Below are 26,260 nucleotides of genomic sequence, written 5' to 3'. Positions count from 1 at the left end.
TAGGCCAATAAGGGAAAAAGAATAAGGGCGGGACTAATTATTAGTGAAATGACGATTTATTCTATCGCATTGCGTTATTGGTATATATAAAGTGAAAAAATCATATATCTATTTTTTGGTAAAGTTAATGCGAAAAAATCACTAACCAAATGAAAAATTAAAATTTCTAATACGATCATCGCGTTTGTTTCATTAAACACACTCTAAAATAGTTAGCCGGATAGACTTTATTACACAGGTGTCAGGGGGAAGTATGGCAAAATTATTATGGGATCACGTCGTTCATTATGTGAATAATCTGGACGATGCCGTCGCGGCATTTACCGATCGCCAACTGGTGGCGTTTCCCGGCGGCTCCCATCCGGGGTGGGGAACCCATAATGCGCTAAGTTATTTTGGCCTGACCTATATTGAGTTTCTGGGGATCCGCGATGCCGATGAACTGGCGGCCGCTCGGGATCGGTTCTTATTGTCACGTGATGCGCAAACCTTTTTACCGGAACAGCAGATCCTGTATCGCATTGCCCTGCGCAGTGACGATATTGATGCCAGCTATGCCGCGCTCCGGCAGTACAACCTGACGCTTTCCCCGATCGTTGCGGGCAAACGTCATGATGCGCAAGGCAATCTTATTGAATGGCGCATGTTCACCATTGCCGGCGATTATCAGGGCCTCGCCTATCCTTTTATTATCCAGTGGGGCGAAACGGACGCCGGGCGTTTGCAGTTGCTCCGGCAGCGCGGTCTTGATCGGCCTCATCCGGCGGGGCGGGTGACGATTCAATCCGCGCTGTTCAAGGTCAAACAACCGCAGCAGGTTGCCGCACATTGGCAACAGCTGTTTAATTTACCACGCAGTGAACAGAACCCTGCCCATTTACTGATTGGCGATCAGCAGTTTATTTTCCAGTCTGGCGAATCAAATCGTCTGGCGTCGATTCAGTTGCAGGCTGACAATCCTGAATTAAAGGCGCTCAGCCTATTTGTCGGCGACGGCGAGTATCAGTTTGTTTAATTTTTCTTTGACGTTAATAGAATCATTAAATCAGATATAGAATCCATCCTATTAATAACGGTCATCCTGACAGGGGATATAACCGGGAGGTTCACATGGCAAAGGTTCACTTTATTGGGGCCGGGCAAATGGCGGAAGCCATTATTCGTGCGTCCTTGGCGCGAAAAACACTTACCGCCGAACAGATTAGTATTGAAGACATTGACGCTGGCCGTATTGACGCCGTCAGCCAAATCTATCACCTGCCTGACCAGCATAACGCAACGGATGCGTTAAGACTGGCCGATCTGGTGGTGATTGGCGTTCGCCCTCAGGACGATCTTGCCGCCGTGACGAAACGCATTCGGCAGGCGGCGGCGCCCCACAGCACGGTGGTGTCGATTGTGGCCGGAGTCACGCTGGAACAGCTGGCGTCGTTACTGGGTTCGGAACGGGCTATTGTACGGGTGATACCGAATACCCTGACCGACACCGGCTACGGCTACAGCGGCGTGACGCTTAACGACCATGCCCGTGCGGAGAATATTGAAACATTTCTGTCCGGCTTCGGTAAGTTTCTGTATCTGGAAGAGCGCCTGATCGATGTCTTTACCGGCTTTGGCGTGGCTGGGCCAAACTACATTTACTATTTTATTGAGTCCTTGACGGATGCCGGTGTGCTGGCGGGATTGCCGCGTGCGCAAGCCACGCAGGTGGTGCTGGAGAATCTGGTCGGGGCGGTTGAGATGCTGAAACTCAGTAAGAAACACCCGCGCCAACTGCTGGATATCAATAATTCGCCGGCAGGGGTGGGAATGCATGGGCTCTACGAGTTGAACAACAGCGATTTTGCCGCAGGGTTGCAACGTAGCGTGTTGGCGGCGGTAAGAAGAACGACGGAACTGGCGCAGGTTCGCTGACTGCGGTCTGGCGTTTTGTTCTGGTATCTGAAACCAGGCCTTTACCGTCTGTCGGGGTGATGTCAGTGGTGACATCACCCCGATGAAGTTTACCGGGCGACGCGGTTCGAACAGGGATAATCAGCCTCAGAACAAATCGACCCGCACATCAATCCCGACGGTTCTCCCTTCGTTGATTTGTGCATAGGCTGAGGTTCCGCTCAGAAAACCAAAGGTACGATAGCGTCGATCAAAGACGTTATTGACGTAACCCGCAATATTGACCCGATCGGTGGCTTGCCATCCCAAACGCAGATCGGTGGTGGCATACGCGCCCTGACGTAAATCGTTGTCGCCGTCAAAGTAATGGGGGCCCACAAGATTTAACGCAATACGCGGCATGACGGCGCCATATTGTGTATTAATCATGCCGTTAAGGCTGGTGCCGGCGCCGTAGCGCGGAACAAAGGGAACGCGTTTATCCTGATAGCGCTCGCTGTCGCTGGTGAATTCGGAACGAACGTAGTTGCCGTTAATATCCCATGACCAACCGGGAACAAACTGCCACTTCGCGATCAGTTCCATACCCGTTGCATCGGCACTGCCTGCATTACTCAAGGTCTGCATCCCGACCGGCCCTGAATACAACTGCATATCGCGGGTATGGGTATGGAATACCGCCCCCTGAAGTTGCAGATCGCCAGTCTGATAGCGCGACCCAATTTCATAGTTCATGGATTTTTCCGCGGTATAAGGGCGCGCCGGCATGCCTGCGGTTGGCGATAGGTTGAAGCCTGTCGGTTTGTATCCCTGCGCGACGCGGGTATAAATACGCCAGTTGCTATCCAGCAGATAGCTGGCGGAGAGTTGCCCTAATACCTGATCGTCATTGGTACTGTTTTGGTCGCCAAAACCCGCGCCCGCCATCTGACCGTGATAACGGGTATCGGCTTTATCATGTGACACGCGCAGCCCGCCGCCGAGGTCGATACGGTCGGTCAGATGCCAGGTTAAATCACTGTATGCGGCCAGCGTTTCCGCAGCGGTATTCGCGTTGGTCTGCATATAGGGCATACCTGACATGTTGTAAGTCAGGTCGAGTTTTTCACGCGTTTGCTGGCGGTACAGACCAACGACCATATCCACCGTACGTCCACCCCCATGCGTGGCGGCGCGCAGTTCCTGTACGTCTTGATTCCAGCGTTCCGGCATATCGGCGATTAACGTGCTATTCGGAAATGTACGCTCATAATTTTGCTGCTGCCATGCGCTAACCAAACTGAATATCCAGTTGGCGGTGGTGTATTTGCCTGTCAGCGTCTGGCTGTGTGTACAACGACGCAGATAAGGATCGGGAGCGCCTGGCGCGATATCCAGCGTACGGTTTTTCACATCGCCGAAAGGCAGATAGGTGTCCTGCGTGGCGCGCGTGCAGTCTTCCGTAATAGCGAGGCTGGTTTCCCATGGTTGCCCGTCCGGCGCCAGTCTCAGTCGCACATTTCCCACGTTTGCCTTGGTGCCGCCGAGGTTGTTGTTGCCCGTTGATGGGTTAGTCATGGCGCCGGAATCCACCTGACGCAGCAGCGTGACGCTGCCATACAACAGACCATCCTGTATCGGCCCGCTGACGTTGATTTTGCCATGATAGCCATCCCGGCTGGCAACGCCCCCTTCGATATATCCCCGCGGCGTGCTATCGGGTTGTTGAGTCACAATGTTGATAATCCCTCCCTGAGCGCTCTTACCGTACAACGTGCCCTGCGGTCCTCGCAGCATTTCGATGCTCTCAATGTCTGTCAGTGCCTGTACCGTATAGGTTGACAGCTGCGGTACGCCATCAACATAGAGGGTTACCGCCGGACTGTAGAAGTCCTGCGCCGAAGAGACGCCGCGCAGTGAGATTGACGGGAACAACAGGCTGCCGTTGTTCTCCAGGTTCAAGCCGGGTAACACCCGTGTCAGCCGATCGGTGCTGGTGACGCCGGCATCTTTCAGCTCTGGCGCGGTTACGATGGTAGAGGAGACGTTATTCGATGATGCGGAGTAGGGCGATTGTTTGCTGGCGGAGACCGTCAGGGTGTCTTCCGCTACGGCATAGGCGCAGGAGGACAGCAGCAGGCCGGTGAAGGCCAATGGATACAGACGCATTATTTTCATTGTGGAATCCCTGAAATGACGAAAAAAAGAGGCCAGAGAACGCCGGTCTGGCGGTAGCAAATGTGATGCTTCAAAGGCAAATGATAATTATTTGCATAAAATGAACTACCCGCATCGGGTTTATTTCAACCCCAAAGCGTTTGGCTTACCCCGGCTGACAACGGGCGATCGCCTTATCAATGTCGTGCACCCGGTTTTAGCGGCTCGGCGCCGGCCGCCGAGGGGCATTCGGGTGAAAAGGTATGAGACAACCGTTGGCATAGCCGCCAGGCCGGCCACAGGCTGACGACGGCGAAAAGCGCCAGAGCAGCCAGGGTGAATAAGTAACCCGTGTGATGAGCCAACTGTAGCGCTGAGAGGGAAACGATCATGGCAACGGCCGCATCGGTAGATTGAAACAGCGCATAGTCAGACGCAGGCTGATGCGGCCTGACCAACCCCATCAGCACATTGTAGAGCGTGACAAAACCTATCGCGGCAGCCAGATTGACGACGCCAAACAGCACAATCCAACTGGTCAGGCGATAGTGCGGGTAACCCAGGGTCAGTATGGTGGCCAGCAGTGCGTGAAGGATCATCACCGGCAACAGGCAGCGTATGGCGCCCAGTCGCCGCACCAACAGATTGGCGAGCACAATACCGATGCCGCTGACGGCGGTGCTGTAGACGGTGATGATGATGCCAAGACGACTCAGGCTTAACTGCTGGTCGATAAGAATGACCGTCTGCAACGCCATCATGCCCCGCATGGCGAGATAAAAAATGGCGGTGAAAGCGAGTATCGGCCACAGGGCGATAATATTACGCCGATCCAGCGTCGGTCGCGTCTGGCCGGGAACCCGCGTCGCCTTACGGGTATAGCGCAGGGGCAAAATGAGCAACAGCAGAGAAAATGCAGCCAGCGCCAGGAAACCGCTGCGCCAGCCGGCTGATTCGGCAATAGTTAGAAAGGCATAGGAGCCAAATAGAATGCCGAGATAGCTGCCCCCGACCTGAGCGGCGTTAGCCGGCGGTCGGCTGTATGCCGAGGTGGTGCAGATAGTGATGCCGTCGGCGTAGATATCGTGACTGGCTGACAGAAAGGCCAGCAGCATCAGCGCGATCAGGATTACCCCCACGGATTGCGCCGGAGACAGAAAACCGATGACCGCCAGCGTGATTGCCATTGCCGCTTGTAGCAGTATCAGACTACCGAGATAAGGATTACCGCGCAGCGCCACCGCATGGCGTTCGCTCCAGGGCGCCCACAGAAATTTGGCAACCCAGGGCAATAGCGTGAGCGATAGCCAACTCAGCTGAGACAAATCCAGCCCGGCGTGACGAAAATAGCCCATGACGCCTTGTAAAATCAGGGCGGTAATCATCCCCTGATGCAGATAAAAGCACCAGTATGGGAGGTAGCGCGCCATGGTTATTGGCGATCCAATAAGGCTGGCGCTAGCGCCCGCGCTTCGGACAAGGTGGCAACGACCAGGTAAAGGTAGGGCGCATTGCCCGTTTTCGCCCAGTTCCGGGCCCATTGCCGGTATTGCTCCCGCTTGGCGTCATCGCTTTCAATACGGATGGCTGCTGCGCAATATTGCTGTTGCTGGCTGACGTTACCGGCGGTCCATTGAAGGTAGTCGGCCATAAAAACAGGAGAGTGATGGGGCAGGTCGGCTCCGGTCATACACAGGACGAAGGGTTGATGACGAGCATAGAGCGCTTCAATCTGAGTAAGGTAGTCGTCGGCCTGTTCGTCAGGAACCTGTTCGGGCATGTGCAAAAATACTAACGGCCAGTGTTGTGTATCAATAAACTCGTGTGGCGTACTCGGCACATTGCCCATATCCGTTCCTCCCGTTCTCAATGAAAGAAATGATAATCATTTGCAAATGTGGCGCTACCCGCATCCATTCTATTTCCACCCGAATCGGTTCGGTTGTGGCGTTATTGTCATGATGAACCGCGGAATGCGACACGCCAGAACGCGCGCTGTCAGCGGTATATGAAAGCCGGAAGATTAAAATTAGAGGATAAGCCGCTTGAATTCCGATGGATTGACGCCGAACTGTTTCTGGAAAGCTGCGCTGAAATGGCTGGCATTGGCATAACCCAGATCGGTCGCCACAACCATGACGGGCGTGCCGGCGACGAACAAACGGCGCCGGGCTTCATGCATGCGCTCCGCCTGAAACAGGCCGTAGATGCTGTTATTGAATAGCTGGCGGAATCCTCGCTTAAGTTTCAGCGCGCTCAGCCCGGTTTCTCTGGCCAGCATGGCGATGGTGGGAGCCTGAGAAAGGTCGGCCAGCAATAAATCCCTGGCTCGCAGCAGCTTCTGGCGATCGGCCAGGCCGATCGCTTCATGTCGAATCAACGAATCGTCATACCCGGCAATGGCGAGGCTGACCATGATCATGCTTTGTCCCAACAGCCATAGCGGCGCATGACGTGAGCCATCATGTTGATTTTGCAGCGCGATAGTGGAAAGGGTATGGCTCAACATTTGCGCGGTTGCCCGCATTTCAGCGTTACAGTCACAGTGGGTGCACAACTGGCCGCTATTCAACTGTTGTTGCAGGTTGCCATTAAGATCCGGCACCCAATCGGTCAGCAGGTCCGGACGAAGAGATACGGTGACGCTTTCAAATTTCCCCGCATACGACGAGGTGCCCTGACAGTCTGGGGTATAGCTGATACAGCCCGCTCCCTGTTGCAACACATGTTCATGTCCGCGTTGGGTCCCTTTCAGGGAGAATTGCGATTTACCCTGTAATGAGCAGGAGAACTGGACTCTTCCCCAGTCGTCGCGCAGGTGCATCGTGGTCGGCTGCTGAAATTCCCCTTTCCACACCAGAATATCCAGGCCCTCCTGAAGCGTAACCCTTAAAAGATTACCCTCCACGTTCAGATCGGGATGCGCAACCTGCAAATCCACCAATAAATTCGAGATAGCGACTTCAGGTACGGTGGCGGACGTCAGTGGGGATGCTTTCAATGGACAGTCTCCTGAATGGTGTACACGTCATCTTGAAATCTATTGGGTATATACCGAATCGGGTAGAAGTCGGCTCGAATCGGGTAGATATGCAGTTGAGAATGGTTATTATTCCTGACTTTACCGGCGTCGTCGAGCCGATTTAAACCTCCTCCCGCAAACGATTGTGCGGGAAGGGAAAAGAGAGATTTCATGCCGCAATCTTTTGTTGATGGGCCTTCATCTGATACCGCATCCCGCCCCGCTAAGCCCGCAAGCGCCTGGCGCATCATGTACCCCGTCAGGGGACAAATCGGTTTTGCCATGTTCCTTTCGGCGCTATCGGTCATGCTAGGCATCGCTTTTCTGCTCTCGCTCGCATGGTGTGTAAGCCATCTCACCCGGCAACCGCTTGTGTGGCCGCGCTGGCCTATCGCCAGTGCGGCGGGCTGTTTAATCGGCAGCTATCTGCTGCGACTGATGTCGTTTAATCAGTCGCACTATGCGGCTTTTCGGTTGGAGAACATCGTTCGCAGTGGGTTAGCGGATCATCTGGCTGTACTTCCTTTGGGGGTTGTTCAGCGTTATGGCGCCGGGGCGCTCACCAAAATTGTGCAGGATGATGTTAATGCGTTACATCTGTTTGTGGCGGACAGTACGCCGCTTTATGCGCGCGCGTTTGTTGCGCCGGTCTGTACCGCGCTATTGCTGCTGTGGCTGGACTGGCGTCTGGCGCTATCCGCGATGCTGGTGTTGGCGGCGGGGGGCATAGTCCTGAGGCTGGCGATGCGCCATTCCGGAGATATGAACCAGCGTTATAACCAGGCGCGCGAGCAGGTCAGTACGGCTGTCATTGAGTTTGTGCAGGCCATGCCGGTGGTTCGCACGTTTGATACCGGCTCGTCGACCTTTGGTCGCTATCAGCAGGCGTTGGAAAACTATCTGGACGTGCTGACTCGCTGGTATCAGCAGGCCGGTTTTTCGGCGCGTTTCTCCTTTGCGATTCTTAATCCACTGCCGACGTTGCTGCTGCTGTGCGGCGTGGGCTATGGCTTATATCACTCTGACAGTCTGGATTTCGGCCTCTGGATTGCGGCGTTGCTCGTGGGAAATGGCATGGCGGAAGCGGTCATGCCGATGATGGCGTTGAACCATATGGTGGCGAAAGCCCGGTTAAGCATCAGCCGGATTCAGGAAGTGATGGCGATGCCGGCGTTGCCCGAAACTGAACAGGATACATTGCCTGCGGATGCCAGCGTGGTCTTCGAGCGGGTGAGCTTCAGCTACGATGGGCCGGCAGGGGGCGACGTTTTGCATGATGTCAGTTTTCAGGTGGCGTCAGGGTCGGTCGCTGCGTTGGTAGGGCCATCCGGGGCGGGTAAAACTACGGTCGCTCGCCTGATTCCACGGTTTTGGGATGTGACCCGTGGGCGGATTTTGATCGGTGGCGTGGACATTCGCCGGATGAAAACCGCCACGCTGATGCAGCAGGTTTCCTTTGTTTTCCAGGAGCCGTTTCTTTTTGCCGATACGATCGCCAACAACATCCGTATTGGTTTGCCAGACAAAAGTATGGATGATGTGATTACTGCCGCAACCGCTGCGCAAGCCCACGATTTTATTATGACGCTACCTCAGGGATACGACACGTTGGCGGGTGAGCGGGGAGTGTTTCTGTCCGGCGGGCAACGTCAGCGTATCGCTATCGCACGTGCGCTGTTGCACAACCGGCCGATTCTGGTATTGGATGAAGCCACGGCGTTCGCCGATCCAGAAAATGAAGCGGCGCTGGTCGCCGCGCTTTCTGCCCTGATGCGCGATAAAACCGTCATCATGGTCGCTCACCGTTTATCCACCGTTCGCGATGCCGATCAAATTCTGGTTTTTGATCGGGGCGTGCTGAAAGAGCGCGGCTGCCACGAGGCATTAATGGTTGAACAGGGGGTATATCACCGCCTGTGGGACAGCTACGAACGGGCTCAGCATTGGGCGTTGCGTCGTCCGGCCCCGAATCAGACGACATCCGCGGAGACACGGTCATGAGTACGGCGCCGCCACCGCGCCGCGGCGAACTCACGTCGTGGTATGCCACCTATCGCCAACTGGTGCGGGCAACCGGATCGCAGGCCCGCGCATTTCGCTGGAGTTGTCTTGGCCTGTTTGCCGCATCGGTGACACAGGGGCTGTCGCTTGCCTGTTTATTTCCGTTTCTGTCTGCCGTATTTCATCCGGCGGAGGCCGGCGGAGTGCGCTGGCTGAGCGTGATGGCGGTGTTAAGCCTGTTGACGCTGGTGCTGCGCTGGTATGGTCAAGGGTTTGAATACCAGGGCCAGATGGCGGCGGCAACGCATGAACTGCGCATGCGATTGGGAGAACAGCTGCGCCGTATTCCGCTGGTAAAACTTCAGGCCACCCGTGCAGGCGAGATCAATTCACTGCTATTGGGCAGCGTGGATGAAAATCTGAATTATACGTTGGCCATTGTGAATCAGATTCTGCTGGCGATCGTCACACCCGTCGTTGTGACGTTATGCATGCTGGTGGTGGACTGGCGGCTTGGATTGAGTTTGCTGCTGATTTTTCCGGTGATTGCACTGCTATATCGCTGGCGGCGGCCGGTGTTTAGTCACACCGTACAGATGCTGGCCGACGCCCATCAGCAAACCAGCGCCGATCTGGTGGAGTACGTACAAGGGCTATCAGTGCTGCGCACCACCTGTAGCGAAACCGAGCGTGCGGGCACGTTACGGCAGCGTTTTTTAAATTTGCAGCGGATACAGACCGGGGCGCATCGTAAAGGCGCCCGGCCGAGCGCGGCGATCGCCAGCATCGTTGAGCTTGGGCTGCAATGTGTGGTGATAGTTGGCGTCAGCGGGGCGGTGACAGGGATCTGGGATCTGGCTGTGGTTGCTGCGCTGATGGTGATTATTGTGCGTTTTTCGGAGCCGCTGGCCACGTTTGTCAGCTACACCGCCGTACTGGACATGATCGAAACCGCGCTGAAACGTATTGATGCGCTGTTAGCCATTGAACCGTTGCCTGTACAGCAGCCGGAGGCCACGCCGGCGACCTTTCAGATTACCTTTGAGCGGGTCAGCTACCGTTATCGCGCTGATGCCAACGCCGCACTGTGCGACGTGAGCATGGCATTACCAGCAAGAGGCATGACCGCGTTGGTCGGGCCGTCTGGTTCAGGAAAAACCACCGTCACGCGTTTATTGATGCGGCATGCCGATCCACAGCAGGGGGATATCCGTATAGGGGGAGTGGATCTTCGTCGGATCGCGCCGGCAACATTGAACCGCTTAATTTCCGTGGTGTTTCAGGACGTTTATCTGTTTGATGACACCATACTGGCCAATATCCGTCTGGCACGCCCTGAAGCCAGCGACGCCGAGGTTGAGGAAGCCGCCCGGGCCGCTCAGTGTCTGGATTTTATTCAGCGTCTGCCGCAAGGCTGGCAGACACGTATGGGGGAGCTCGGTGGCCGATTATCAGGGGGAGAACGCCAGCGGATTTCGATTGCCCGGGCGTTGTTGAAGGATGCGCCTATCGTGATTCTGGATGAACCAACGGCGGCGCTGGATACGGAAAGCGAGCTGGCGGTACAGCGTGCCATTGACAGATTGATTCAGGACAAAACGGTGATTGTCATTGCCCATCGCTTGTCGACCATTGTGGGGGCCGACCGTATTCTGGTGATTGAAGAAGGACGGGTTGCTCAGCAGGGGACACATCAATCGTTGCTGAGCGAAGGCGGGCGTTATCGGTCATTATGGGAGGCGCAGCAACAGGTAAAATCATGGCGTTTGGAAAGATAATACCCCGCCGAATCACCAGACGGGGTATACATTAGCGACAACGTGTTTAAAACAACTCAGCCGCGATTACGCGAGATCAAAACGATCGAGGTTCATGACTTTGTTCCAGACGGCGACAAAATCCTGTACAAAGCTCGCCTGCGCATCCGCGCTGCCGTAGACTTCAGCCAGCGCGCGCAGCTGAGAGTGCGAACCGAAGATCAGATCGGCACGGGTGCCCGTCCACTTGAGTTCCCCGGTCACGCGATCGCGCCCTTCAAATACGCCGTCGTCGCCAGTAGGTTTCCACGTGGTTCCCATATCAAGCAGGTTGACGAAGAAATCGTTGGTCAGCGTCTGCGGACGATGGGTAAACACGCCATGCGGCGTTTGACCGACATTGGTGTCCAGCACGCGCAGGCCGCCTAACAGCACCGTCATTTCTGGCGCGCTCAACGTGAGCAACTGCGCCTTATCCACCAGCAACGCTTCAGCGGGAACGCTGTAGCGCCCCTTGAGATAGTTGCGGAAACCATCTGCAACCGGCTCCATCACCGCGAACGACTCGATATCGGTTTGTTCTTGCGAAGCATCCATCCGGCCCGGTGTGAAAGGAACCGTGACCGGGTGACCGGCGTTTTTCGCCGCCTGTTCAACACCGGCACAGCCGGCCAGCACGATCAGGTCGGCCAACGACACTTTCTTGTTGCCGGGCTGGGTGCTGTTGAACGTATTCTGAATACCTTCCAGTACCTTCAGCGCGTGCGCCAGTTGTTCGGGCTGATTTGCCTCCCAATCTTTCTGCGGAGCCAGCCGGATACGGGCGCCGTTTGCACCGCCGCGTTTGTCTGAGCCACGGAAGGTCGATGCTGACGCCCAGGCGGTCGAGACCAGTTGCGAGACGGACAGACCTGAAGCCAGAATTTTCCCTTTGAGGTCGATGATATCCTGTTCATTAATCAATTCATGATTCACCGCCGGGATCGGATCCTGCCAAATCAGCTCTTCGGCCGGGACTTCCGGGCCGAGATAACGGGCGCGGGGTCCCATGTCGCGGTGAGTCAGCTTGAACCATGCGCGGGCGAAGGCGTCGGCGAATTCATTCGGATTCTCGTAGAAGCGGCGGGAAATTTTCTCGTAAATCGGGTCAACGCGCAAAGAAAGATCCGTGGTAAACATGTTTGGCGCATGGCGTTTTGACGGGTCGTGCGCATCCGGCACTTCTCTCGCCCCCGCACCATTTTTCGGCTGCCATTGATGGGCGCCGGCCGGGCTCTTGGTCAGTTCCCATTCGAAACTGAACAGGTTCTCGAAAAAGTAGTTACTCCAGCGGGTCGGCGTTTGGGACCAGGTGACTTCCAGACCGCTGGTGATGGTATCGCCACCTTTGCCGCTGCCGAAACTGCTCTTCCAACCCAGCCCTTGCTCTTCAATACCGGCCGCTTCCGGTTCAGCGCCGACCAGCGCCGCATCACCCGCGCCGTGGGTCTTCCCGAAGGTGTGACCACCGGCAATCAGCGCGACGGTTTCTTCGTCGTTCATCGCCATGCGGCTGAAGGTTTCGCGAATGTCTTTAGCGGCGGCCAGCGGATCAGGGTTTCCATTCGGGCCTTCCGGGTTCACGTAGATCAGCCCCATCTGAACGGCGGCCAGCGGGTTTTCGAGATCCCGTTCGCCGGAGTAACGTTTGTCGCCGCCTAACCAGGTGGTTTCAGAACCCCAATAGACATCTTCTTCGGGTTCCCACACGTCCGCCCGTCCGCCGGCAAAACCGAACGTTTTGAATCCCATCGATTCCAGTGCGACATTACCGGCGAGGATCATCAGATCGGCCCATGAGATTTTACGGCCGTATTTCTGTTTGATCGGCCACAGCAACCGGCGTGCCTTATCAAGGTTGACGTTATCGGGCCAGCTATTGAGCGGAGCAAAACGTTGCTGACCCGCGCCGGCGCCGCCACGGCCATCGCCGGTACGATAGGTGCCGGCGCTATGCCAGGCCATACGGATTAACAATGGTCCGTAGTGGCCGAAATCCGCTGGCCACCAGTCTTGCGAATCGGTCATCAGGGCATGGAGATCTTCTTTGACGGCGGCTAAATCAAGGCTTTTGAAGGCTTCGGAGTAGTCGAAGTCTTTGTCCATCGGATCGGATAAGGAAGAGTGCTGGTGCAGGATTTTCAGATTCAGTTGATTCGGCCACCAGTCCTGGTTCGAGGTGCCGCTGTTGGTGGTTATTTTGTTACCACCGCCCGAAAATGGGCACTTGCTTTCAGTTGTCATGCGTTCTCTACCTCTGCTTGTGTGTCCCATCTACTCGGCCTGTCTGACGTCCGAGTGCTGGGCCGTTGACATGAAATCGCTCGTAATATATGTCTTGGGGGCGTGCTAATGGTTAGCGTGATACATGGACTTTTATTTATTGGATAGTTATCGAATGATCGACCCATGATAGTGAGTCCCTTCGGTTGAAATCCGCTGTTAATATTAGTCATCATATGGGTATAGATAAAATAGAATTAGATGAATATTGTGATAGCCATTAACTATCTAATCGTTATGAATTGATAGTGAGAATGAATCTCAATGCTGTTGACGGGAGATCGACCGCATTGGTTCTTATTCGCTGTTTTTGCCAACCCGCCGGGGCAGGGGAAACGTGGCGCGGTATCAGGCAACGTTGCCTGATATAAACCCATCGTTACTCTGATGTGGGTTTTTCCGCACTGGCGATGGCCAGTATTCCTGCCGGTCGTTTGTTTGAACAAATATTGGCATCCAACGGGAGACGTGCTTTCCCGGGAATACCTGTTAACCGAGGTGTGGGATAAATATGGATTACGGGGGTCAAATAGCAATCTTAATCAATATATTAGCCTGTTACGCCGTGCTTTGGCCGGATACGGATATGACAACCTGATCATCACTATTCCCAAGATGGGGTTCCGGCTGAATACGGATATCGAGATACGGTGTGAACCGGGTATTGCCCGGCAAGAAACCGTATCGAATACCGATACGACAGAAGCGTTGCCGGCAGCGCCGCCGATAGCGGAAACCGGCCCGCAGCCGCAGCAAGGTAAAAAAAGGCCTTCGCGTTTTTTCTGGTTTACCACCCTGGCGGGTGTGGTCAGCGCGTCAATCCTGCTCGGCGCGCTGGCTTACCTGAAATCCTATCCGGAGCAGCGTGAAATTACGCCGGTTAAAGGCGTATTAGAGAATGGTCGCGAGATCACGTATCTCAAAGATATCGGCCAGGACGATCGTCTTGCCATCAATAAGCAGGTTCATGAAATTCTTTCTGAAAACAAGCTGCGCTGCGATGCTAACCGGCGCGTCATCTTTGACAACTATACCTCCAATACCGCACAGAATTATGGCCGCACGATGTTATCTTTCTGTCAATTAGGTAATCATCGGGAAATCATCGCATGCGACAACTTTTATTATTATGACTGGAGAATCAATTGAAGCGAGTCAAAACCTATACGCTTGTTGGAGGAAGCGTCGTGCTCAGGATACGTTCCGTTACCATATAAAAGCTATCTCGGTATCGACAACGGACAATACCCCAGAACCGCTATTTAATCAGCTTTTGTCCGAGTTCACGGCGGATAGCACGACCTTACAGTTAGATGTGATACAACTTGGCAAACAGGCCTATTTAATTGGCGGCCCGGTATCCTATCTGTTTACCTGCGTGACTTATTGATCCTTGTCTTTTACGCCTTGTCTTAATTCTCTCTCAGCTTTATTGCCGCTCAACCCGGTACAAGAATTGGTACCGGGTCGGGGTCGTTAATGACTGATTTTCACCAACGTTCGGCCACGTATTTTATTATTCAAAAAATCAGCGGCGGTACTTGCTGCATCTTCCAGTGCGATTTCCACCGCCGCCTGCTGATAAAAACTTTCTGGCAGGGTTTTCGCTAAACGGCGCCATATGTCGGCCCGGCGGGAGGCCGGGACCGATACCGAGTCAACGCCCTGTAGACGCACGTTGCGCAGAATGAAAGGCATTACCGTCGTGGGTAGATCAAAACCGCCCGCTAAACCACAGGCCGTTACGCAACCGCCATAATTCATTTGCGCAAGTACTTTAGCCAGCACGTTGCTGCCCACGGTATCCACGGCGCCAGCCCACCGTTGTTTTTCTAGCGGACGGGAATCCGAAAAATCGTCACGCGACAGGATTTCGGCAGCGCCGATCTGTTTTAGATAGTCATGAGTCGTTTCACGCCCGGTTACCGCGACAACGGTATATCCCAGCGTATTCAGTAACGCGACCGCCGTGCTTCCGACGCCGCCGCTGGCGCCGGTTACCACGATTTCCCCGCTCTGCGGCGTGACGCCTGCCTCTTCCAGGGCCATTACGCATAACATGGCGGTAAAACCTGCCGTGCCGATGATCATCGCATGGCGTGCGCTGATGTTTTCGGGCATCGGCACCAGCCAATCGCCTTTAACGCAAGCTTGCTCGGCAAGTCCCCCCCAATGGGTTTCGCCAACCCCCCATCCTGTCAGTATCACGGACTGGCCTGGCGAAAAGCGGGGATCGTTACTCTGGTGGACTCGTCCGGAAAAATCGATGCCGGGCACCATCGGGAATTGACGGATAATTTTACCTTTCCCCGTAATAGCCAGCGCATCTTTGTAATTGAGGCTGGACCAGTCGATATCCACCAGTACATCGCCTTCGGCCAACTCAGGCAGTGTAATCTCTTTTACCTCTGCCAATGTTTTATGGTCTTCCTGTTGCAGAACTAGAGCTTTCATGACGGACTTTTCCTCGTCTGACTAATTTGATCGTTCCTCCCGGCTAAACGGAGGCATCCTATTGCAGGTGTATTTTTTATGAATATTGTGCAGAAAAAGGTAACGGAAGCGTTTATTTTCTGCCCCGATTAATTGGGATGAACAATATCGTTAAAATTGACATTGATAAACAGGGTACATCGATTGATATAAATTGTCATAAGGTATGATAGTGAGGGTAATTTTAGATGTAATTACCTTTTATCCAGCTAGGCGATGTCAAGAACGGTGGGAAAAAACAGACTCAGACAAGGAACAGAACAAAAATCAATTCAGTCTAATTTAGCTTTGTTAGCTTCCAATGGCGGTTGGAAGCTAACAGATGGATTAGATCTCAAAATCTTCCAGTGTTTTACCGTTATCAAGCGCGGCGGTTATGGCCTTGGGGGTACGACCCTGACCTGTCCAGGTTTTCTCATCGCCGTTCTCATCGATATATTTATATTTGGCAGGGCGGGGTTCACGTTTAGATTTTGCAGATTTTGGTGATATTCCTTCGAGAAGTTCTGCTGGGTCAATACCATCCTCCAACAGTTTGGCACGAAAGGCTTCAAGTTTGGCTTGACGTTCAGCTTGTTCTTTTTGGACTTTGGCTTCTTCTTCGCGGCGATCTTCAACGATGGCGGCAAGCTTCTCCAGCATCTCTTCCAATGTTGCCAGATCGGTTTCACGAGCCTGAGCGCGCAATGTGCGAATATTGTTTAATATTTTGAGGGCTTCAGTCATTTGTTTTCGTCCTGATAGTGAAAAGGCATAAATAGCATACAAGACAATTTGTAATAAAACGAGATCATGATGTTACTATATAAAGAAAATTTTGTGATAAATGATAAATATCAGCATATAAAAAATACTTAGGATGAGAACAATAGAAAAGAATAAAACAGATAAGGTTTTTATCAAAGACGCTTGAGTCATCGATCTTGCCGGATCGCCGATACACATTCGGCAATAGCGCGATTTTGCAGCGAGGAAGCGGTATGCGTAGAACCTTATATAGCGCGCGTTAACCTAACGCGACAAATATGGGGAGGGGAATCGCCTGAAGAACACCAATAATGCGGCAAACGGAAAAATTCGGGATGCTTGTTATAGCTGGAAAACACTGGCTGCTAATCAAGGTCCCGAATTTCATCGATTTTAGCGGTTCAGACCACTGTCGGCACTGCGCTACCGCTTACAAATAATATTGCTTAATTATATGGAAAGTTAAAAGAATCTTTTCAAAACTCGCTCGGCCTCTTTCGGGAACGCGGTAGCGATTTCATCAAGAGAACCTCTACCTTGCTCTATCCGTTCAATATACTTTACCATGAGCGTCTGGAATTGGGCATCTTCCAGGAACGTTGATACATTAACATGACCAATAAACTCTTCCATCTGGCGAAGTGATTTAAGCTGTAAGTTATTATCATCGATCATTTTTTGCTCTTGAAGAATTTTTACCGCCTTTTCACTCAACGGCACGCCTCGTTGCAGACCCATGATGGTGATGCCACGCGGATCGTTTAGCAGAAAATTCACTAATTGCGCTGACTCTTTAGGGTAGCGTGTGTTTTTTCCGATAGAGAAAATCAACCCAGGTTTAAAGAATAATCCTGCTTCTTTGGCCTCGGGCTGCTTGATGAATGGACCAAGGACATAATCTTCCGGATCTTTCAGATTGGGCGCATAGATATTATCGGTTGTCCAAAGATATTTTCCGCCGAGTTGTCCATTCATCCAGGGTTTGATTTCCCAGGGATTAGATTTTCCGAAAGAAGCATAGTAAGAAACCGCTGGAGGAATGACATGATTATCTAGCAGTTTTTTATAAAAACCGAAGAAATCGATCCATTGATCTTTAGTGTAATTGAACTTTTTATTCTCTTCATCTATCATCGGGATATTGTACTTTTGGACCATATAAGTATTCAGAAGTGCAACTATCTCTGTATTAGGATAAATGGATAACGGATAATAATCCTGTCCCAGTTTTTCTTTGAAAACCTTTCCAGCCGAAAAGAGTTCATCCCATGTTGTGGGATAATTGAGTCCGGCCTTTCGCCACGGTTCGGCATTATAGTAAAAAAGGCGGGCGGTAAGTGAAACCGGGATACCATTCAGTTTATCCTTGAGCATCACCATGTTTTTCCCTTGTTCATTGAACTGGGATAAATCAATCTCCTTATCCAGCTTATTCAGATCATAAAATCCATCACCATTTTTGGAAAAAACCGGTAACCAGTTCCAGTTGATTTGCATTACATCAGGCTCTGAATTACCGGCAACCTGTGTTGCTAAACGTTGTAATTGTCCGTCAAAACCTCCCGGTTCAGATTTTACCTTGATATTCGGGTACGCCTGCTCAAAGGCATCAAGCGCCTGGCGTGTGGCCTGGTGCCTTTGATTCCCGCCCCACCAGGACATGCGAAGTTCAATCGTTTCCGACAAGCAAGTCAAGGGAAGGAATAGCGTTGCCATAATAAATACCGTGGAGCGCGTTATTGAATTCATATTACCCATCCTTATTACGATTTATAACATCAGGATTTATCCTGTTTGTCGCAATGGGAACCTCATCACCTTATCGTTGGCTCAGGATTTCTGTTCCAAAAATAAGGTGATAAAAGCGAAATTTATAAAATTATCTTAATCTTTGTCGATATTCCGATAAAACCTCAACACAAGAACATGTTAATGATATCTCCAGGATTAAATATAAGTCCGAAGATATTCGGTTAGTGCCAGTATTGCCATGGATTGACCGTATGGCATTGAGGTTAAAGGGATATTTCTATAAAAATCCAAATCTTTTCCAAGTGCGGTACCAAAGGAAACCTGGTTTAACTGACCACTTTCATCAATATTATCCAATAGCCCTTTAATGGCCTTTTCACCTATTACTGCATAATCTTTACTAATATAACGTTTGCGTACTGCTTTCAGGATCCCATAGGCGAAACCTGCCGTCGCTGAACTTTCCAGATAAGATGACGGATCGTCAAGCAATGTATGCCATAGACCACTTTCATCCTGACATTCGGCTAATGTTTTAATCTGGCGCTCAAGAACCTGGAGCAAATAGCGGCGGGTCGCATTTTCAGGGGGAACATCAAGAAGCTCAATAAAATCGGGAATAGCAACGGTAATCCAGCAATTCCCTCTGGCCCAAAGTGCATTAGCGAAGTTATGATTTCCATCAAATGTCCAGCCATGGAACCATAGCCCGGTTTTTTTATCCATCAATTGTTGGGTATGGAATAAAAACTGGTAGGCAGCCTCCTCAACAAGTTCAGGGCGATTAAGTAATTTCCCTATCTTCATTAAGGGTAACGCGCACATCATTAACGTGTCATCCCATAATTGTTGATGATTCTCCCGGTTAGAATTAATGTGTTGTAACCCCTGGTAATCCGTACGTGGCATTTCATAGAGTACCCATTCCGTCCAGTTTTCCAGATAACTGAGCCAGCTGGAACAAGGGTTTTGCTGATACAGATAGGCGAGCGTCAGCAATGGGCAAACCGTATTGACATTTTTGATCGGCGTTCCTTCCGCTAACTGTTCAGCGAACCATTTTTCCATAATTTCTTTGATATCAGGATCATTCGTTTGATTATAATACTGATAAAGACCGTATAGACCTACGCCTTGCGTCCATTCCCAGCTATTCCAGCTTTTGGAATCAACAACCCGACCATCATCAAGACGAATGAGAAACTCCCCTGTTTCATCACGAATGTTAATTAAGTTATGAATAACATTTAATATCTTTTGGTTTAATTCGGCTTTGGGAAGCAGAAATTCTTTTTTACATAACAATTTATTGTGTTTTACAGGGAAAACGGTCATGCCAATTCCTCTTTATTTGTTCATAATCAAACGTCACCAACTTAAAACGATCTCGATTGGTATTAATTAATAGAGCGTGAAGTTATCAGTAAAACACGCGCATAACAAAAACTATAGCCATCATTGTGTTATTTTCCTCATCGTGTCAGGCATGAGAAATCCTAAATATTCAGCTTTCTGTCCAAAATACTGGACAACAGTCTTAATCCATGGAAACAAATTCTATTAATTAAGGAAGTATTTATGTGATATTCATCAAAGTAACCAAATCAGACACAAAAAAAAGATAGTTATGTATATTAAACGTGATAATACTCACGGATTTTTAGACGGAAAGTACAATGGGCTGGACTAAATAATCGCCGGGCTAAAAAAGCTGCATATTTATAGGGTTATTATTTTTGTGGGTTTACTCTGAAATTATCAGACTGGTTTTTCGTTTGGTTTTTTATATTCACTACTGTTGATATAGCCTTAATGAACGGTATGTCTGTAAATATTGCACTAAAAATTACCGACGCAGCAATATTCGGCAAGAGTACGAGTATAATATGCTGTACTCGTAATACGAACAGTCTCACATTCTGAGTTATTTCTCCGGGATAATTGGGAATAAGCGACCCACTTTTGAAGTGAGTCACATTTTGTGATCTGCATCATGTTGAAACTGTCTCCATATTATCAGACTGGAGTACAGCATGTTGGAATCAACGCCCGTTCCAGCGCTTACCCGCGCTATCGCCATTCTCCATTTCATTTCGCAGCATGGCCCTTGTCCTGCGGCTGAGATTATTGAAGGGCTCGCCTTACCGAAAAGCAGCACTTATCTGCTACTGGCCGAATTGAAGAAACAGCGTTTCGTTGCGGTTGATATATATGACAATTATTGTCTGTGGACACGCCTGGTGGAACTGGCTGGACACGCATTGGAACGAATGGATATTCGTGAGATTGCCCGCAAGCGTCTGACCGCGCTGATGCAGGAAACTAACCTGTTATGCCATCTGGGTATTATTGACAGCGGTAATGCGTATTACATCCTCAAAGTCGAATCAACGTCGACTATCAGCGTGCGCTCTCATGAAGGAAAAAGCCTATCCCTCCACCGTTCAGGCATTGGTAAATGTTTGCTTGCCTGGCAACCGGAGGAAGAGCAGGCGCGAATTATTGCTGGCCTGCGATTTGTCGCGGTGACCCCCAATACGATTAAGGATGCTGATGCGCTTAAAGTAGAACTGCTACGTATACGTCGTCAGGGATGGAGCTTTGATAATGGCGAAGACTATCCCGATGTACGCTGTGTTGCCGCGCCTATTTTTAACGCAAGCAACGAACTGACCGCCGCGATCTCATTGGTGGGGACGAGTTTTCAAATCAATGATGAAAATCGTGAATACCTTGCCAGTCAGGCTATTGCCTGCGCCAGAGATATTTCCCGTCTGCTTGGCTGGCGCAGCCCGGTAGACCAACATGCATTACAAGAAAGGAGTATTCGATGACACTACCGAAAATTAAAGAAATTCGTGCCTATTTCACCGGTGGGGCGACCGCAGATAAAGCCGGCGGCGGCGGTGACTATCACGATCAGGGCGCCAATCACTGGATTGACGATCACATTGCCACGCCGATGAGTAAGTACAAAGCCTATGAGCAGTCCCGCCAGTCGTTTGGCATCAATGTGCTTGGCACGCTGATTGTGGAAGTGGAAGCTGACAATGGGCAGACCGGTTTTGCCATCTCGACCGGTGGCGAAATGGGCTGTTTTATTGTTGAAAAGCACCTGAATCGATTTGTTGAAGGAAAAAGCGTCAGCGATATTAAACTCATTCACGATCAGATGCTGAACGCGTCCATGTACTATGCCGGTTCCGGTGGCCTGGTGATGAATACTATTTCCTGTATCGATCTGGCGCTATGGGATCTCTTTGGCAAGGTAATAAATTTACCCGTATACCAACTGCTTGGTGGGGCTGTTCGCGATGAGGTTTGTTTTTATGCCACAGGTTCTCGCCCCGATCTGGCAAAAGAAATGGGTTTTATCGGAGGTAAAATGCCTGCGCACTGGGGTCCGCACGATGGCGATGAGGGTATTGGTAAAGATGCCGCCATGGTTGCCTCTTTCCGTGAGAAATGCGGTCCGGATTTCTGGCTGATGCTGGATTGCTGGATGAGCCAGGACGTCAACTACGCGACCAAACTTGCATATGCCTGCGCGCCCTATAACCTTAAATGGATTGAAGAGTGTCTGCCGCCACAGCAATTTGAAGGTTATCGTGAGCTAAAACGGAATGCGCCTCCAGGCATGATGGTGACCAGTGGCGAACATCACGGAACGCTGCAATCCTTCCGTACACTTTCCGAAACCGGCATTGATATTATGCAACCTGACGTCGGCTGGTGCGGCGGATTGACCACGCTGCTGGAAATTGCCGCCATTGCAAAATCCCGCGGTCAGCTGGTTGTGCCACACGGCTCCTCAGTTTATTCCCACCATGCGGTGATCACTTTTACCAACAGCCCGTTTAGCGAATTTCTGATGACCAGCCCGGATTGCAGTGAACTGCGGCCACAGTTTGATCCATTGCTGCTCAACGAGCCTGTACCGCAGAATGGTCGTCTACACAAATCGGCACTCGACAAACCGGGTTTTGGCGTAGAACTCAATCCCGACTGTGTATTGACGCGACCATATACCCACTAAGCATCGCTGGTTTTTCCCACTCTTCTGGTTTGTATGGAGATGGAAGCGTGTTTTCTGCACGATCCGGTGAATATATTGGCAGTTAGGCGCTAATTCCGTCATCGCTGCGCAGAGCCCCTTCAGCCTGAAGGGAAGCAGACTGACATCTCTGTTTTTATTGGGCCAAAATTAATAGGAAAGCATTATGCACGATCCGTTACACAATCCATTCAAAGCTGGTCTGGCGCGCGGCGAAACTCAAATAGGTTTATGGCTGAGTAGTACTTCATCCTATCTGGCGGAGATTGCGTCCACGAGTGGCTATGACTGGCTGCTGATAGATGGCGAGCACGCGCCGAATACTATTCAGGATCTATACCACCAGTTGCAGGCCATTGCCCCTTATGATAGCCATCCCGTTATCCGTCCGGTGGAATGCCAGCGGGCACTGATAAAACAGGTGCTGGATATTGGCGCGCGTACTCTGCTTGTACCGATGATTGATACTGCTGATCAGGCTCGTGAACTGGTGGCCGCGACTCGCTATCCTCCGCAGGGCGCACGTGGCGTAGGTGCCGGCGTGGCTCGCGCCGCCCGATGGGGACGAGTGGATAGCTACATGGCTCGGGCAAATGAAGAGCTTTGCCTGCTGATTCAGGCCGAAAGTAAAACGGCAATAGATAATCTGGATGCCTTGCTGGAGGTTGATGGCATTGATGGAATCTTTATCGGTCCGGCAGACCTCTCGGCGTCGTTAGGATATCCTGACGATGCGGCGCATCCTGAGGTACAACATGTCATTGAAAAAAGTATCAAGTGCATTCGTCGCGCCGGTAAATCCGCCGGTTTTCTGGCAGTGGATACGGCCATGGCGGAAAAAGCGATTCTCTGGGGCGCGAATTTTGTCGCTGTGGGCGTCGACACAATGTTGTATACCGAGGCACTGGATAACCGGTTAGCTCATTTCAGACACAACTTGAAACCCGCAATATCAAAAGAAGCCAGTTATTAGCCCCCGGTGGAGTACCTGCGCATGGACACGTGCGCGGTTGCCCGAAGCAACGAGAGATGCATGAGCGTTATCGAGTGGTATCAGAAAGCGCTGATGCAGAATGGCTTATTATGGTTATTCATCGGTAGCACCTTTCAAAAAGACTGTCGCCTCACATCATTAAGTCAAACTTCCAGAGTAAGTACCAATTCTGCGCAACTTCTTGCTCACTTTCCAGCATAAATCACTTTTTGCGCAATGTTTGCAAACGATTCGGGAAGTCTGCGCAATTTCTTGCTCAAATTTGACTTAGGGAAAATTTGAGTTAAGTAATTTTTCTTTAAAAACAATAACATAAAAATGGCATGGTCTTTGTTATACGAACGGTGAAGTCAAACACATGTTCAATCAACAAGGAGCAAGACCATGCCAACTCCATGCTATATCAGCATCGAAGGGAAAACCCAGGGCAATATCACTGCCGATGAGCATGAAGGATTTACGCCACCATCTGCGTAAATATTTACAGGTTCTTCTTCCCTCAGAAGATAAACCCGTGTTTTTCCGCTTTTATGATCCGCGGAATATCTGGGATTTATGCCATGTTCTGAGTGAATGGGAATTGCACTGTTTTATGGGACCGATTGAAAAAATGATGACGGTCCATAATGGAACAATTCGGGAGGAGCATTTTCAGCCCGTTCGTGCCCAGTTTCCGCCGACGGCTAAGAGTCGAATAAAGTTTTTGAAAATTAGCCAGCCACAGCTTGATTTACTGAATCACTGTGCGGAAGTGAAATACATTGAGGGGTTAACGGCTATCGCCTCTTTGATTACTCCGTTGAACCGATTAATCTGGGGGTGTCCTACGCGTATCAGTGCAAAGACCGTGTTGATGATGCCACGCATTTTATGGGGCTGTACGCGGCGCCATTCCTTAGCATGAGTATGAAAATAGACCTGATACAGCTTCTGGCCGCCTATTGCAAAGTGGAGCGTATTGCTGCGAAGTGCCGGGAATATATCGCGAAGGGCGGCAGTTTCCTTGAGTGCTATATAAAATTGACGGCGGAACTGCACTTTTCTGTCGGAGCGGCCTATAAACAGGCGCAATGGACCTTCACACCCGAGGATGACAACAATAAGCTAGCCTTTTTGCTGGAAGGGGTTGTCAGTACGGCATTTGAAACAAAAGTGTTGTTTGTTGAAATTGCCCTAAAGGCCGAAGGACGTCTCAAAACAGAAGCGGGAATGAAGCTGGATCCGCATGATAAGGGTATTGATTTGGTGGGATACCATGATGGGATTAAAGCTGAGGTGGCATTACTGGCGGATGTTAAAGAAGATGGTTCTCGTAAAGATAAAAATAGCTCGAATAGAAGTTATTCATACAAATCAACAACGGAACTGGCCGGGCCATTAGACGCGGATAAATCGGCAATGAGAGTGAATCTTTTTGGTAAAGAGAGAGTTATCGAAAAACCCAAAGTGATACCCGCCCAGCCGTGGGCCATGGGATCGAATCCCAGATATAATGCAGTGAAAAAACCGAGTCAGGAGCCCTGGGCGATGGGATCCAATCCGAAACGTTAGAGAAACAAGGAAAGCGCATGATGAGGAAGTTTTTTCAATGGAAATGCCTAATACTGTCAGGAGTGATGATGATGTCTACCGCGAATGCTGCTAATGAGCCGTTAAGGATCCGCAGCGTATTTGATATTAACTCGGCGTTTTGCGCTATCAAGACCAACGGCGTGCTTGGGATGGATAACCGGGATTCAGCAGTTGTCGGGAGAGGGTTCGGCACCTCCAGCACTAACGCGTTGTTATTTTTGGAAAATGGAGAGAATGAGATTACTGCCGAAATCGGGGCACTGGGCTGGTTCTCAAAAGAGAATATCAGTGATGAAGCCCGCAGGACATTTAAACCGGATGCGGGTTGTAAAGTCGCTTTAACCGCGTTTAAAGGAGAGCAGTCGAAGGTATTGAGTCAGCTTACTATCGCTATCGGTCAAGACGGGGTTCCCTATGCGCAACCAAGCGAAAAAACGAACGAAGCTGAAACTAAAGAAGTATCAGTAAGGAAAATTCCTGCACAGCAGGTTGAAATGGGACATTTTCCTTCCAATTATTTGATCGATAACTATTTCCCAGCAGAGATGGAGCTCTATCAATTTACTAAAAAAGTCCATCTTAAAAATCTCCCAGAGTGGAAATGGACAAAAGCCGCTCCTTTTACTGGCAAAACCGAGCAAATTCAAGCGTTAAAAATTGCCTATCTCGATCTCTGGCACCTTTTTGCTGAAAAAAATGATGCGGAAATAAAAAAATGCCTTAATGAATCTTTACAAGCATGGGGAATTACAACCGGAAATTCTACTGACGAAATATATAACGATCGTAGTTTCAAAAATGATTTCAAAAGTAGTTCATTTAAAATTCGCTCTATCAATTGGAATGATTATAAAATTGAAGTAATGAATAAAGGAAGAATGGTGCGATTTGTTAATAAGTCAGATCCGACTATATCTCCTCTTTCTTATACATTCAAAGATGATGATGGAGATAATAGCGTAGGGTATTTTTCTCCTATATTCTCCCTTGTTGATGGAAAGTTCATTCCTGTTATTTGATCACTGTTTACAATGAGGATTGTCGCATGGGCAACGCAGTTAAAGTAGGCAATATTGATACCGGGCACGGAAGTCATCCGCCAACCTCCGTCGTGGCGGGTTCATCAACCGTTAAGGTTGATGGTCTTCCACTGGCCCGTCAAGGCGATCCTCTGGCCCCGCACGGGCATAGCCGAATCATCAGCGGTGGTTCATCCAGCGTCTTTATTGACGGCAAACCCGCTGCACGTACGGGGGACGCCGTTAGCTGTGGCGGTGTCATGATCGGCGGTGGAAGTGTGACGATTGGCTGATTAGCTGTGGTGCTTATGCACTCTCGGACGTTGCCGGAATTCCTTTCCGCTCAGGATGAGCGGAACGTGAGGAAAAACAACGTGCTTATGAAGTGACTCTAAAAGTCACTCAAGGTCAAAGGCCAAAATTATAAGTTCAGAATCGTCAGAATTGGTTAAAGGGCGAGCGGCTAAACGCACTGTTGAAGATCTAAATTGGATGTTC

Annotated in this window: 23 protein-coding genes; 14 read left to right on the top strand and 9 right to left on the bottom strand. The window is 50.7% G+C overall.

Annotated features, from left to right (window positions below; all coding sequences use genetic code 11):
• Nucleotides 1–253: 253 nt before the first annotated feature.
• Together DDT52_RS13990 and DDT52_RS13985 are read left to right on the top strand one after the other, a co-directional pair.
• Nucleotides 254–1,015, top strand: a complete 762-nt coding sequence (locus DDT52_RS13990; protein WP_136156896.1) for a VOC family protein — start codon at nucleotides 254–256, stop codon at nucleotides 1,013–1,015.
• Between the two features lie 95 nt (nucleotides 1,016–1,110).
• A complete protein-coding gene (locus DDT52_RS13985; protein WP_136156895.1) occupies nucleotides 1,111–1,914 on the top strand; it encodes a pyrroline-5-carboxylate reductase family protein in 804 nt (267 codons plus the stop codon).
• Nucleotides 1,915–2,040: 126 nt separating this feature from the next.
• On the opposite strand, the gene DDT52_RS13980 is transcribed toward DDT52_RS13985, so the two are convergent.
• From DDT52_RS13980 to DDT52_RS13965, 4 genes are all read right to left on the bottom strand, one after another.
• Nucleotides 2,041–4,050, bottom strand: coding sequence for a TonB-dependent siderophore receptor (locus DDT52_RS13980; protein ID WP_136156894.1), 2,010 nt, complete (start codon nucleotides 4,048–4,050; stop codon nucleotides 2,041–2,043).
• A gap of 176 nt (nucleotides 4,051–4,226) precedes the next feature.
• Nucleotides 4,227–5,459, bottom strand: a complete 1,233-nt coding sequence (locus DDT52_RS13975) for an MFS transporter (RefSeq protein ID WP_136156893.1) — start codon at nucleotides 5,457–5,459, stop codon at nucleotides 4,227–4,229.
• A gap of 2 nt (nucleotides 5,460–5,461) precedes the next feature.
• Nucleotides 5,462–5,878, bottom strand: a complete 417-nt coding sequence (locus tag DDT52_RS13970; RefSeq protein WP_136156892.1) for a hypothetical protein — start codon at nucleotides 5,876–5,878, stop codon at nucleotides 5,462–5,464.
• A gap of 180 nt (nucleotides 5,879–6,058) precedes the next feature.
• A complete protein-coding gene (locus DDT52_RS13965) occupies nucleotides 6,059–7,030 on the bottom strand; it encodes a helix-turn-helix transcriptional regulator (protein WP_136156891.1) in 972 nt (323 codons plus the stop codon).
• Here DDT52_RS13965 and DDT52_RS20955 point away from each other — a divergent pair.
• Genes DDT52_RS20955 through DDT52_RS13955 form a run of 3 tightly spaced genes read left to right on the top strand, consistent with a single transcriptional unit; the run spans nucleotide 7,030 to nucleotide 10,830 of the window.
• A complete protein-coding gene (locus DDT52_RS20955; protein WP_168709784.1) occupies nucleotides 7,030–7,176 on the top strand; it encodes a hypothetical protein in 147 nt (48 codons plus the stop codon). The two genes, DDT52_RS13965 and DDT52_RS20955, sit on opposite strands and share 1 nt — an antisense overlap.
• Before the next feature lie 46 nt (nucleotides 7,177–7,222).
• Nucleotides 7,223–9,052: an ABC transporter ATP-binding protein gene (locus DDT52_RS13960; protein ID WP_136156890.1), complete on the top strand. Its 1,830-nt coding sequence runs from the start codon at nucleotides 7,223–7,225 to the stop codon at nucleotides 9,050–9,052.
• Nucleotides 9,049–10,830: an ABC transporter ATP-binding protein gene (locus tag DDT52_RS13955; RefSeq protein WP_136156889.1), complete on the top strand. Its 1,782-nt coding sequence runs from the start codon at nucleotides 9,049–9,051 to the stop codon at nucleotides 10,828–10,830. Before DDT52_RS13960 ends, DDT52_RS13955 begins: the two co-directional genes overlap by 4 nt.
• Before the next feature lie 66 nt (nucleotides 10,831–10,896).
• On the opposite strand, the gene katG is transcribed toward DDT52_RS13955, so the two are convergent.
• Nucleotides 10,897–13,092 carry a catalase/peroxidase HPI gene (gene katG / locus DDT52_RS13950; RefSeq protein ID WP_136156888.1) on the bottom strand — a complete coding sequence of 732 codons (2,196 nt, stop codon included), beginning with the start codon at nucleotides 13,090–13,092 and terminating at the stop codon, nucleotides 10,897–10,899.
• 477 nt (nucleotides 13,093–13,569) lie between these two features.
• On the opposite strand from katG, the gene DDT52_RS13945 reads away from it, so the two are divergent.
• Together DDT52_RS13945 and DDT52_RS21505 are read left to right on the top strand one after the other, a co-directional pair.
• Complete coding sequence (locus DDT52_RS13945) at nucleotides 13,570–14,280, top strand: winged helix-turn-helix domain-containing protein (protein ID WP_168709783.1); 711 nt, start codon at nucleotides 13,570–13,572, stop codon at nucleotides 14,278–14,280.
• Complete coding sequence (locus tag DDT52_RS21505; protein ID WP_136156886.1) at nucleotides 14,261–14,521, top strand: FidL-like protein; 261 nt, start codon at nucleotides 14,261–14,263, stop codon at nucleotides 14,519–14,521. Before DDT52_RS13945 ends, DDT52_RS21505 begins: the two co-directional genes overlap by 20 nt.
• Nucleotides 14,522–14,607: 86 nt before the next feature.
• Here DDT52_RS21505 and acuI read toward each other — a convergent pair whose 3' ends face one another.
• From acuI to bglB, 4 genes are all read right to left on the bottom strand, one after another.
• On the bottom strand, nucleotides 14,608–15,585 hold the full coding sequence (gene acuI / locus DDT52_RS13935) for an acrylyl-CoA reductase (NADPH) (protein WP_136156885.1): 978 nt from the start codon (nucleotides 15,583–15,585) through the stop codon (nucleotides 14,608–14,610).
• A 366-nt stretch (nucleotides 15,586–15,951) separates the two neighbouring features.
• On the bottom strand, nucleotides 15,952–16,350 hold the full coding sequence (locus tag DDT52_RS13930; protein ID WP_136156884.1) for an H-NS family histone-like protein: 399 nt from the start codon (nucleotides 16,348–16,350) through the stop codon (nucleotides 15,952–15,954).
• Between the two features lie 483 nt (nucleotides 16,351–16,833).
• The gene (locus DDT52_RS13925; RefSeq protein WP_168709782.1) at nucleotides 16,834–18,120 is read right to left on the bottom strand and encodes an ABC transporter substrate-binding protein; all 1,287 of its coding nucleotides are present in this window, start codon (nucleotides 18,118–18,120) and stop codon (nucleotides 16,834–16,836) included.
• 198 nt (nucleotides 18,121–18,318) lie between these two features.
• Nucleotides 18,319–19,458 carry a beta-galactosidase BglB gene (gene bglB, locus DDT52_RS13920; protein ID WP_136156882.1) on the bottom strand — a complete coding sequence of 380 codons (1,140 nt, stop codon included), beginning with the start codon at nucleotides 19,456–19,458 and terminating at the stop codon, nucleotides 18,319–18,321.
• 698 nt (nucleotides 19,459–20,156) lie between these two features.
• Between bglB and DDT52_RS13915 the strand changes: the two genes are divergently transcribed.
• From DDT52_RS13915 to DDT52_RS13885, 7 genes are all read left to right on the top strand, one after another.
• Nucleotides 20,157–20,957, top strand: a complete 801-nt coding sequence (locus tag DDT52_RS13915; protein WP_136156881.1) for an IclR family transcriptional regulator — start codon at nucleotides 20,157–20,159, stop codon at nucleotides 20,955–20,957.
• A complete protein-coding gene (gene rhmD, locus DDT52_RS13910) occupies nucleotides 20,954–22,159 on the top strand; it encodes an L-rhamnonate dehydratase (RefSeq protein WP_136156880.1) in 1,206 nt (401 codons plus the stop codon). The genes DDT52_RS13915 and rhmD overlap by 4 nt, the downstream gene beginning before the upstream one ends.
• A 184-nt stretch (nucleotides 22,160–22,343) precedes the next feature.
• The gene (yfaU, locus tag DDT52_RS13905) at nucleotides 22,344–23,150 is read left to right on the top strand and encodes a 2-keto-3-deoxy-L-rhamnonate aldolase (protein ID WP_136156879.1); all 807 of its coding nucleotides are present in this window, start codon (nucleotides 22,344–22,346) and stop codon (nucleotides 23,148–23,150) included.
• Between the two features lie 463 nt (nucleotides 23,151–23,613).
• Entirely contained in the window at nucleotides 23,614–24,075 is a 462-nt protein-coding gene (locus tag DDT52_RS13900; protein ID WP_425591555.1) for a DUF4123 domain-containing protein, read from the top strand.
• On the top strand, nucleotides 24,072–24,722 hold the full coding sequence (locus DDT52_RS13895; RefSeq protein WP_247595533.1) for a hypothetical protein: 651 nt from the start codon (nucleotides 24,072–24,074) through the stop codon (nucleotides 24,720–24,722). The genes DDT52_RS13900 and DDT52_RS13895 overlap by 4 nt, the downstream gene beginning before the upstream one ends.
• Before the next feature lie 17 nt (nucleotides 24,723–24,739).
• The gene (locus DDT52_RS13890; protein ID WP_136156878.1) at nucleotides 24,740–25,762 is read left to right on the top strand and encodes a hypothetical protein; all 1,023 of its coding nucleotides are present in this window, start codon (nucleotides 24,740–24,742) and stop codon (nucleotides 25,760–25,762) included.
• A gap of 26 nt (nucleotides 25,763–25,788) precedes the next feature.
• Nucleotides 25,789–26,055 carry a type VI secretion system PAAR protein gene (locus tag DDT52_RS13885; RefSeq protein ID WP_136156877.1) on the top strand — a complete coding sequence of 89 codons (267 nt, stop codon included), beginning with the start codon at nucleotides 25,789–25,791 and terminating at the stop codon, nucleotides 26,053–26,055.
• The last annotated feature ends 205 nt before the right edge of the window (nucleotides 26,056–26,260 follow it).

The sequence above is a fragment of the Brenneria roseae subsp. roseae genome (assembly GCF_003115845.1).
GTDB classification, from domain to species: domain Bacteria; phylum Pseudomonadota; class Gammaproteobacteria; order Enterobacterales; family Enterobacteriaceae; genus Brenneria; species Brenneria roseae.
This window is presented reverse-complemented; position numbering and strand designations above follow the sequence as displayed.

Coding starts and splice junctions, on each gene's coding strand:
- DDT52_RS13990 (WP_136156896.1), top strand. CDS start 254: ATGGCAAAATTATTATGGGATCACGTCGTTCATTATGTGAATAATCTG.
- DDT52_RS13985 (WP_136156895.1), top strand. CDS start 1,111: ATGGCAAAGGTTCACTTTATTGGGGCCGGGCAAATGGCGGAAGCCATT.
- DDT52_RS13980 (WP_136156894.1), bottom strand. CDS start 4,050: ATGAAAATAATGCGTCTGTATCCATTGGCCTTCACCGGCCTGCTGCTG.
- DDT52_RS13975 (WP_136156893.1), bottom strand. CDS start 5,459: ATGGCGCGCTACCTCCCATACTGGTGCTTTTATCTGCATCAGGGGATG.
- DDT52_RS13970 (WP_136156892.1), bottom strand. CDS start 5,878: ATGGGCAATGTGCCGAGTACGCCACACGAGTTTATTGATACACAACAC.
- DDT52_RS20955 (WP_168709784.1), top strand. CDS start 7,030: ATGGACAGTCTCCTGAATGGTGTACACGTCATCTTGAAATCTATTGGG.
- DDT52_RS13960 (WP_136156890.1), top strand. CDS start 7,223: ATGCCGCAATCTTTTGTTGATGGGCCTTCATCTGATACCGCATCCCGC.
- DDT52_RS13955 (WP_136156889.1), top strand. CDS start 9,049: ATGAGTACGGCGCCGCCACCGCGCCGCGGCGAACTCACGTCGTGGTAT.
- katG (WP_136156888.1), bottom strand. CDS start 13,092: ATGACAACTGAAAGCAAGTGCCCATTTTCGGGCGGTGGTAACAAAATA.
- DDT52_RS21505 (WP_136156886.1), top strand. CDS start 14,261: ATGACTGGAGAATCAATTGAAGCGAGTCAAAACCTATACGCTTGTTGG.
- acuI (WP_136156885.1), bottom strand. CDS start 15,585: ATGAAAGCTCTAGTTCTGCAACAGGAAGACCATAAAACATTGGCAGAG.
- DDT52_RS13930 (WP_136156884.1), bottom strand. CDS start 16,350: ATGACTGAAGCCCTCAAAATATTAAACAATATTCGCACATTGCGCGCT.
- DDT52_RS13925 (WP_168709782.1), bottom strand. CDS start 18,120: ATGAATTCAATAACGCGCTCCACGGTATTTATTATGGCAACGCTATTC.
- bglB (WP_136156882.1), bottom strand. CDS start 19,458: ATGACCGTTTTCCCTGTAAAACACAATAAATTGTTATGTAAAAAAGAA.
- DDT52_RS13915 (WP_136156881.1), top strand. CDS start 20,157: ATGTTGGAATCAACGCCCGTTCCAGCGCTTACCCGCGCTATCGCCATT.
- rhmD (WP_136156880.1), top strand. CDS start 20,954: ATGACACTACCGAAAATTAAAGAAATTCGTGCCTATTTCACCGGTGGG.
- yfaU (WP_136156879.1), top strand. CDS start 22,344: ATGCACGATCCGTTACACAATCCATTCAAAGCTGGTCTGGCGCGCGGC.
- DDT52_RS13900 (WP_425591555.1), top strand. CDS start 23,614: ATGAGCATGAAGGATTTACGCCACCATCTGCGTAAATATTTACAGGTT.
- DDT52_RS13895 (WP_247595533.1), top strand. CDS start 24,072: ATGAGTATGAAAATAGACCTGATACAGCTTCTGGCCGCCTATTGCAAA.
- DDT52_RS13890 (WP_136156878.1), top strand. CDS start 24,740: ATGATGAGGAAGTTTTTTCAATGGAAATGCCTAATACTGTCAGGAGTG.
- DDT52_RS13885 (WP_136156877.1), top strand. CDS start 25,789: ATGGGCAACGCAGTTAAAGTAGGCAATATTGATACCGGGCACGGAAGT.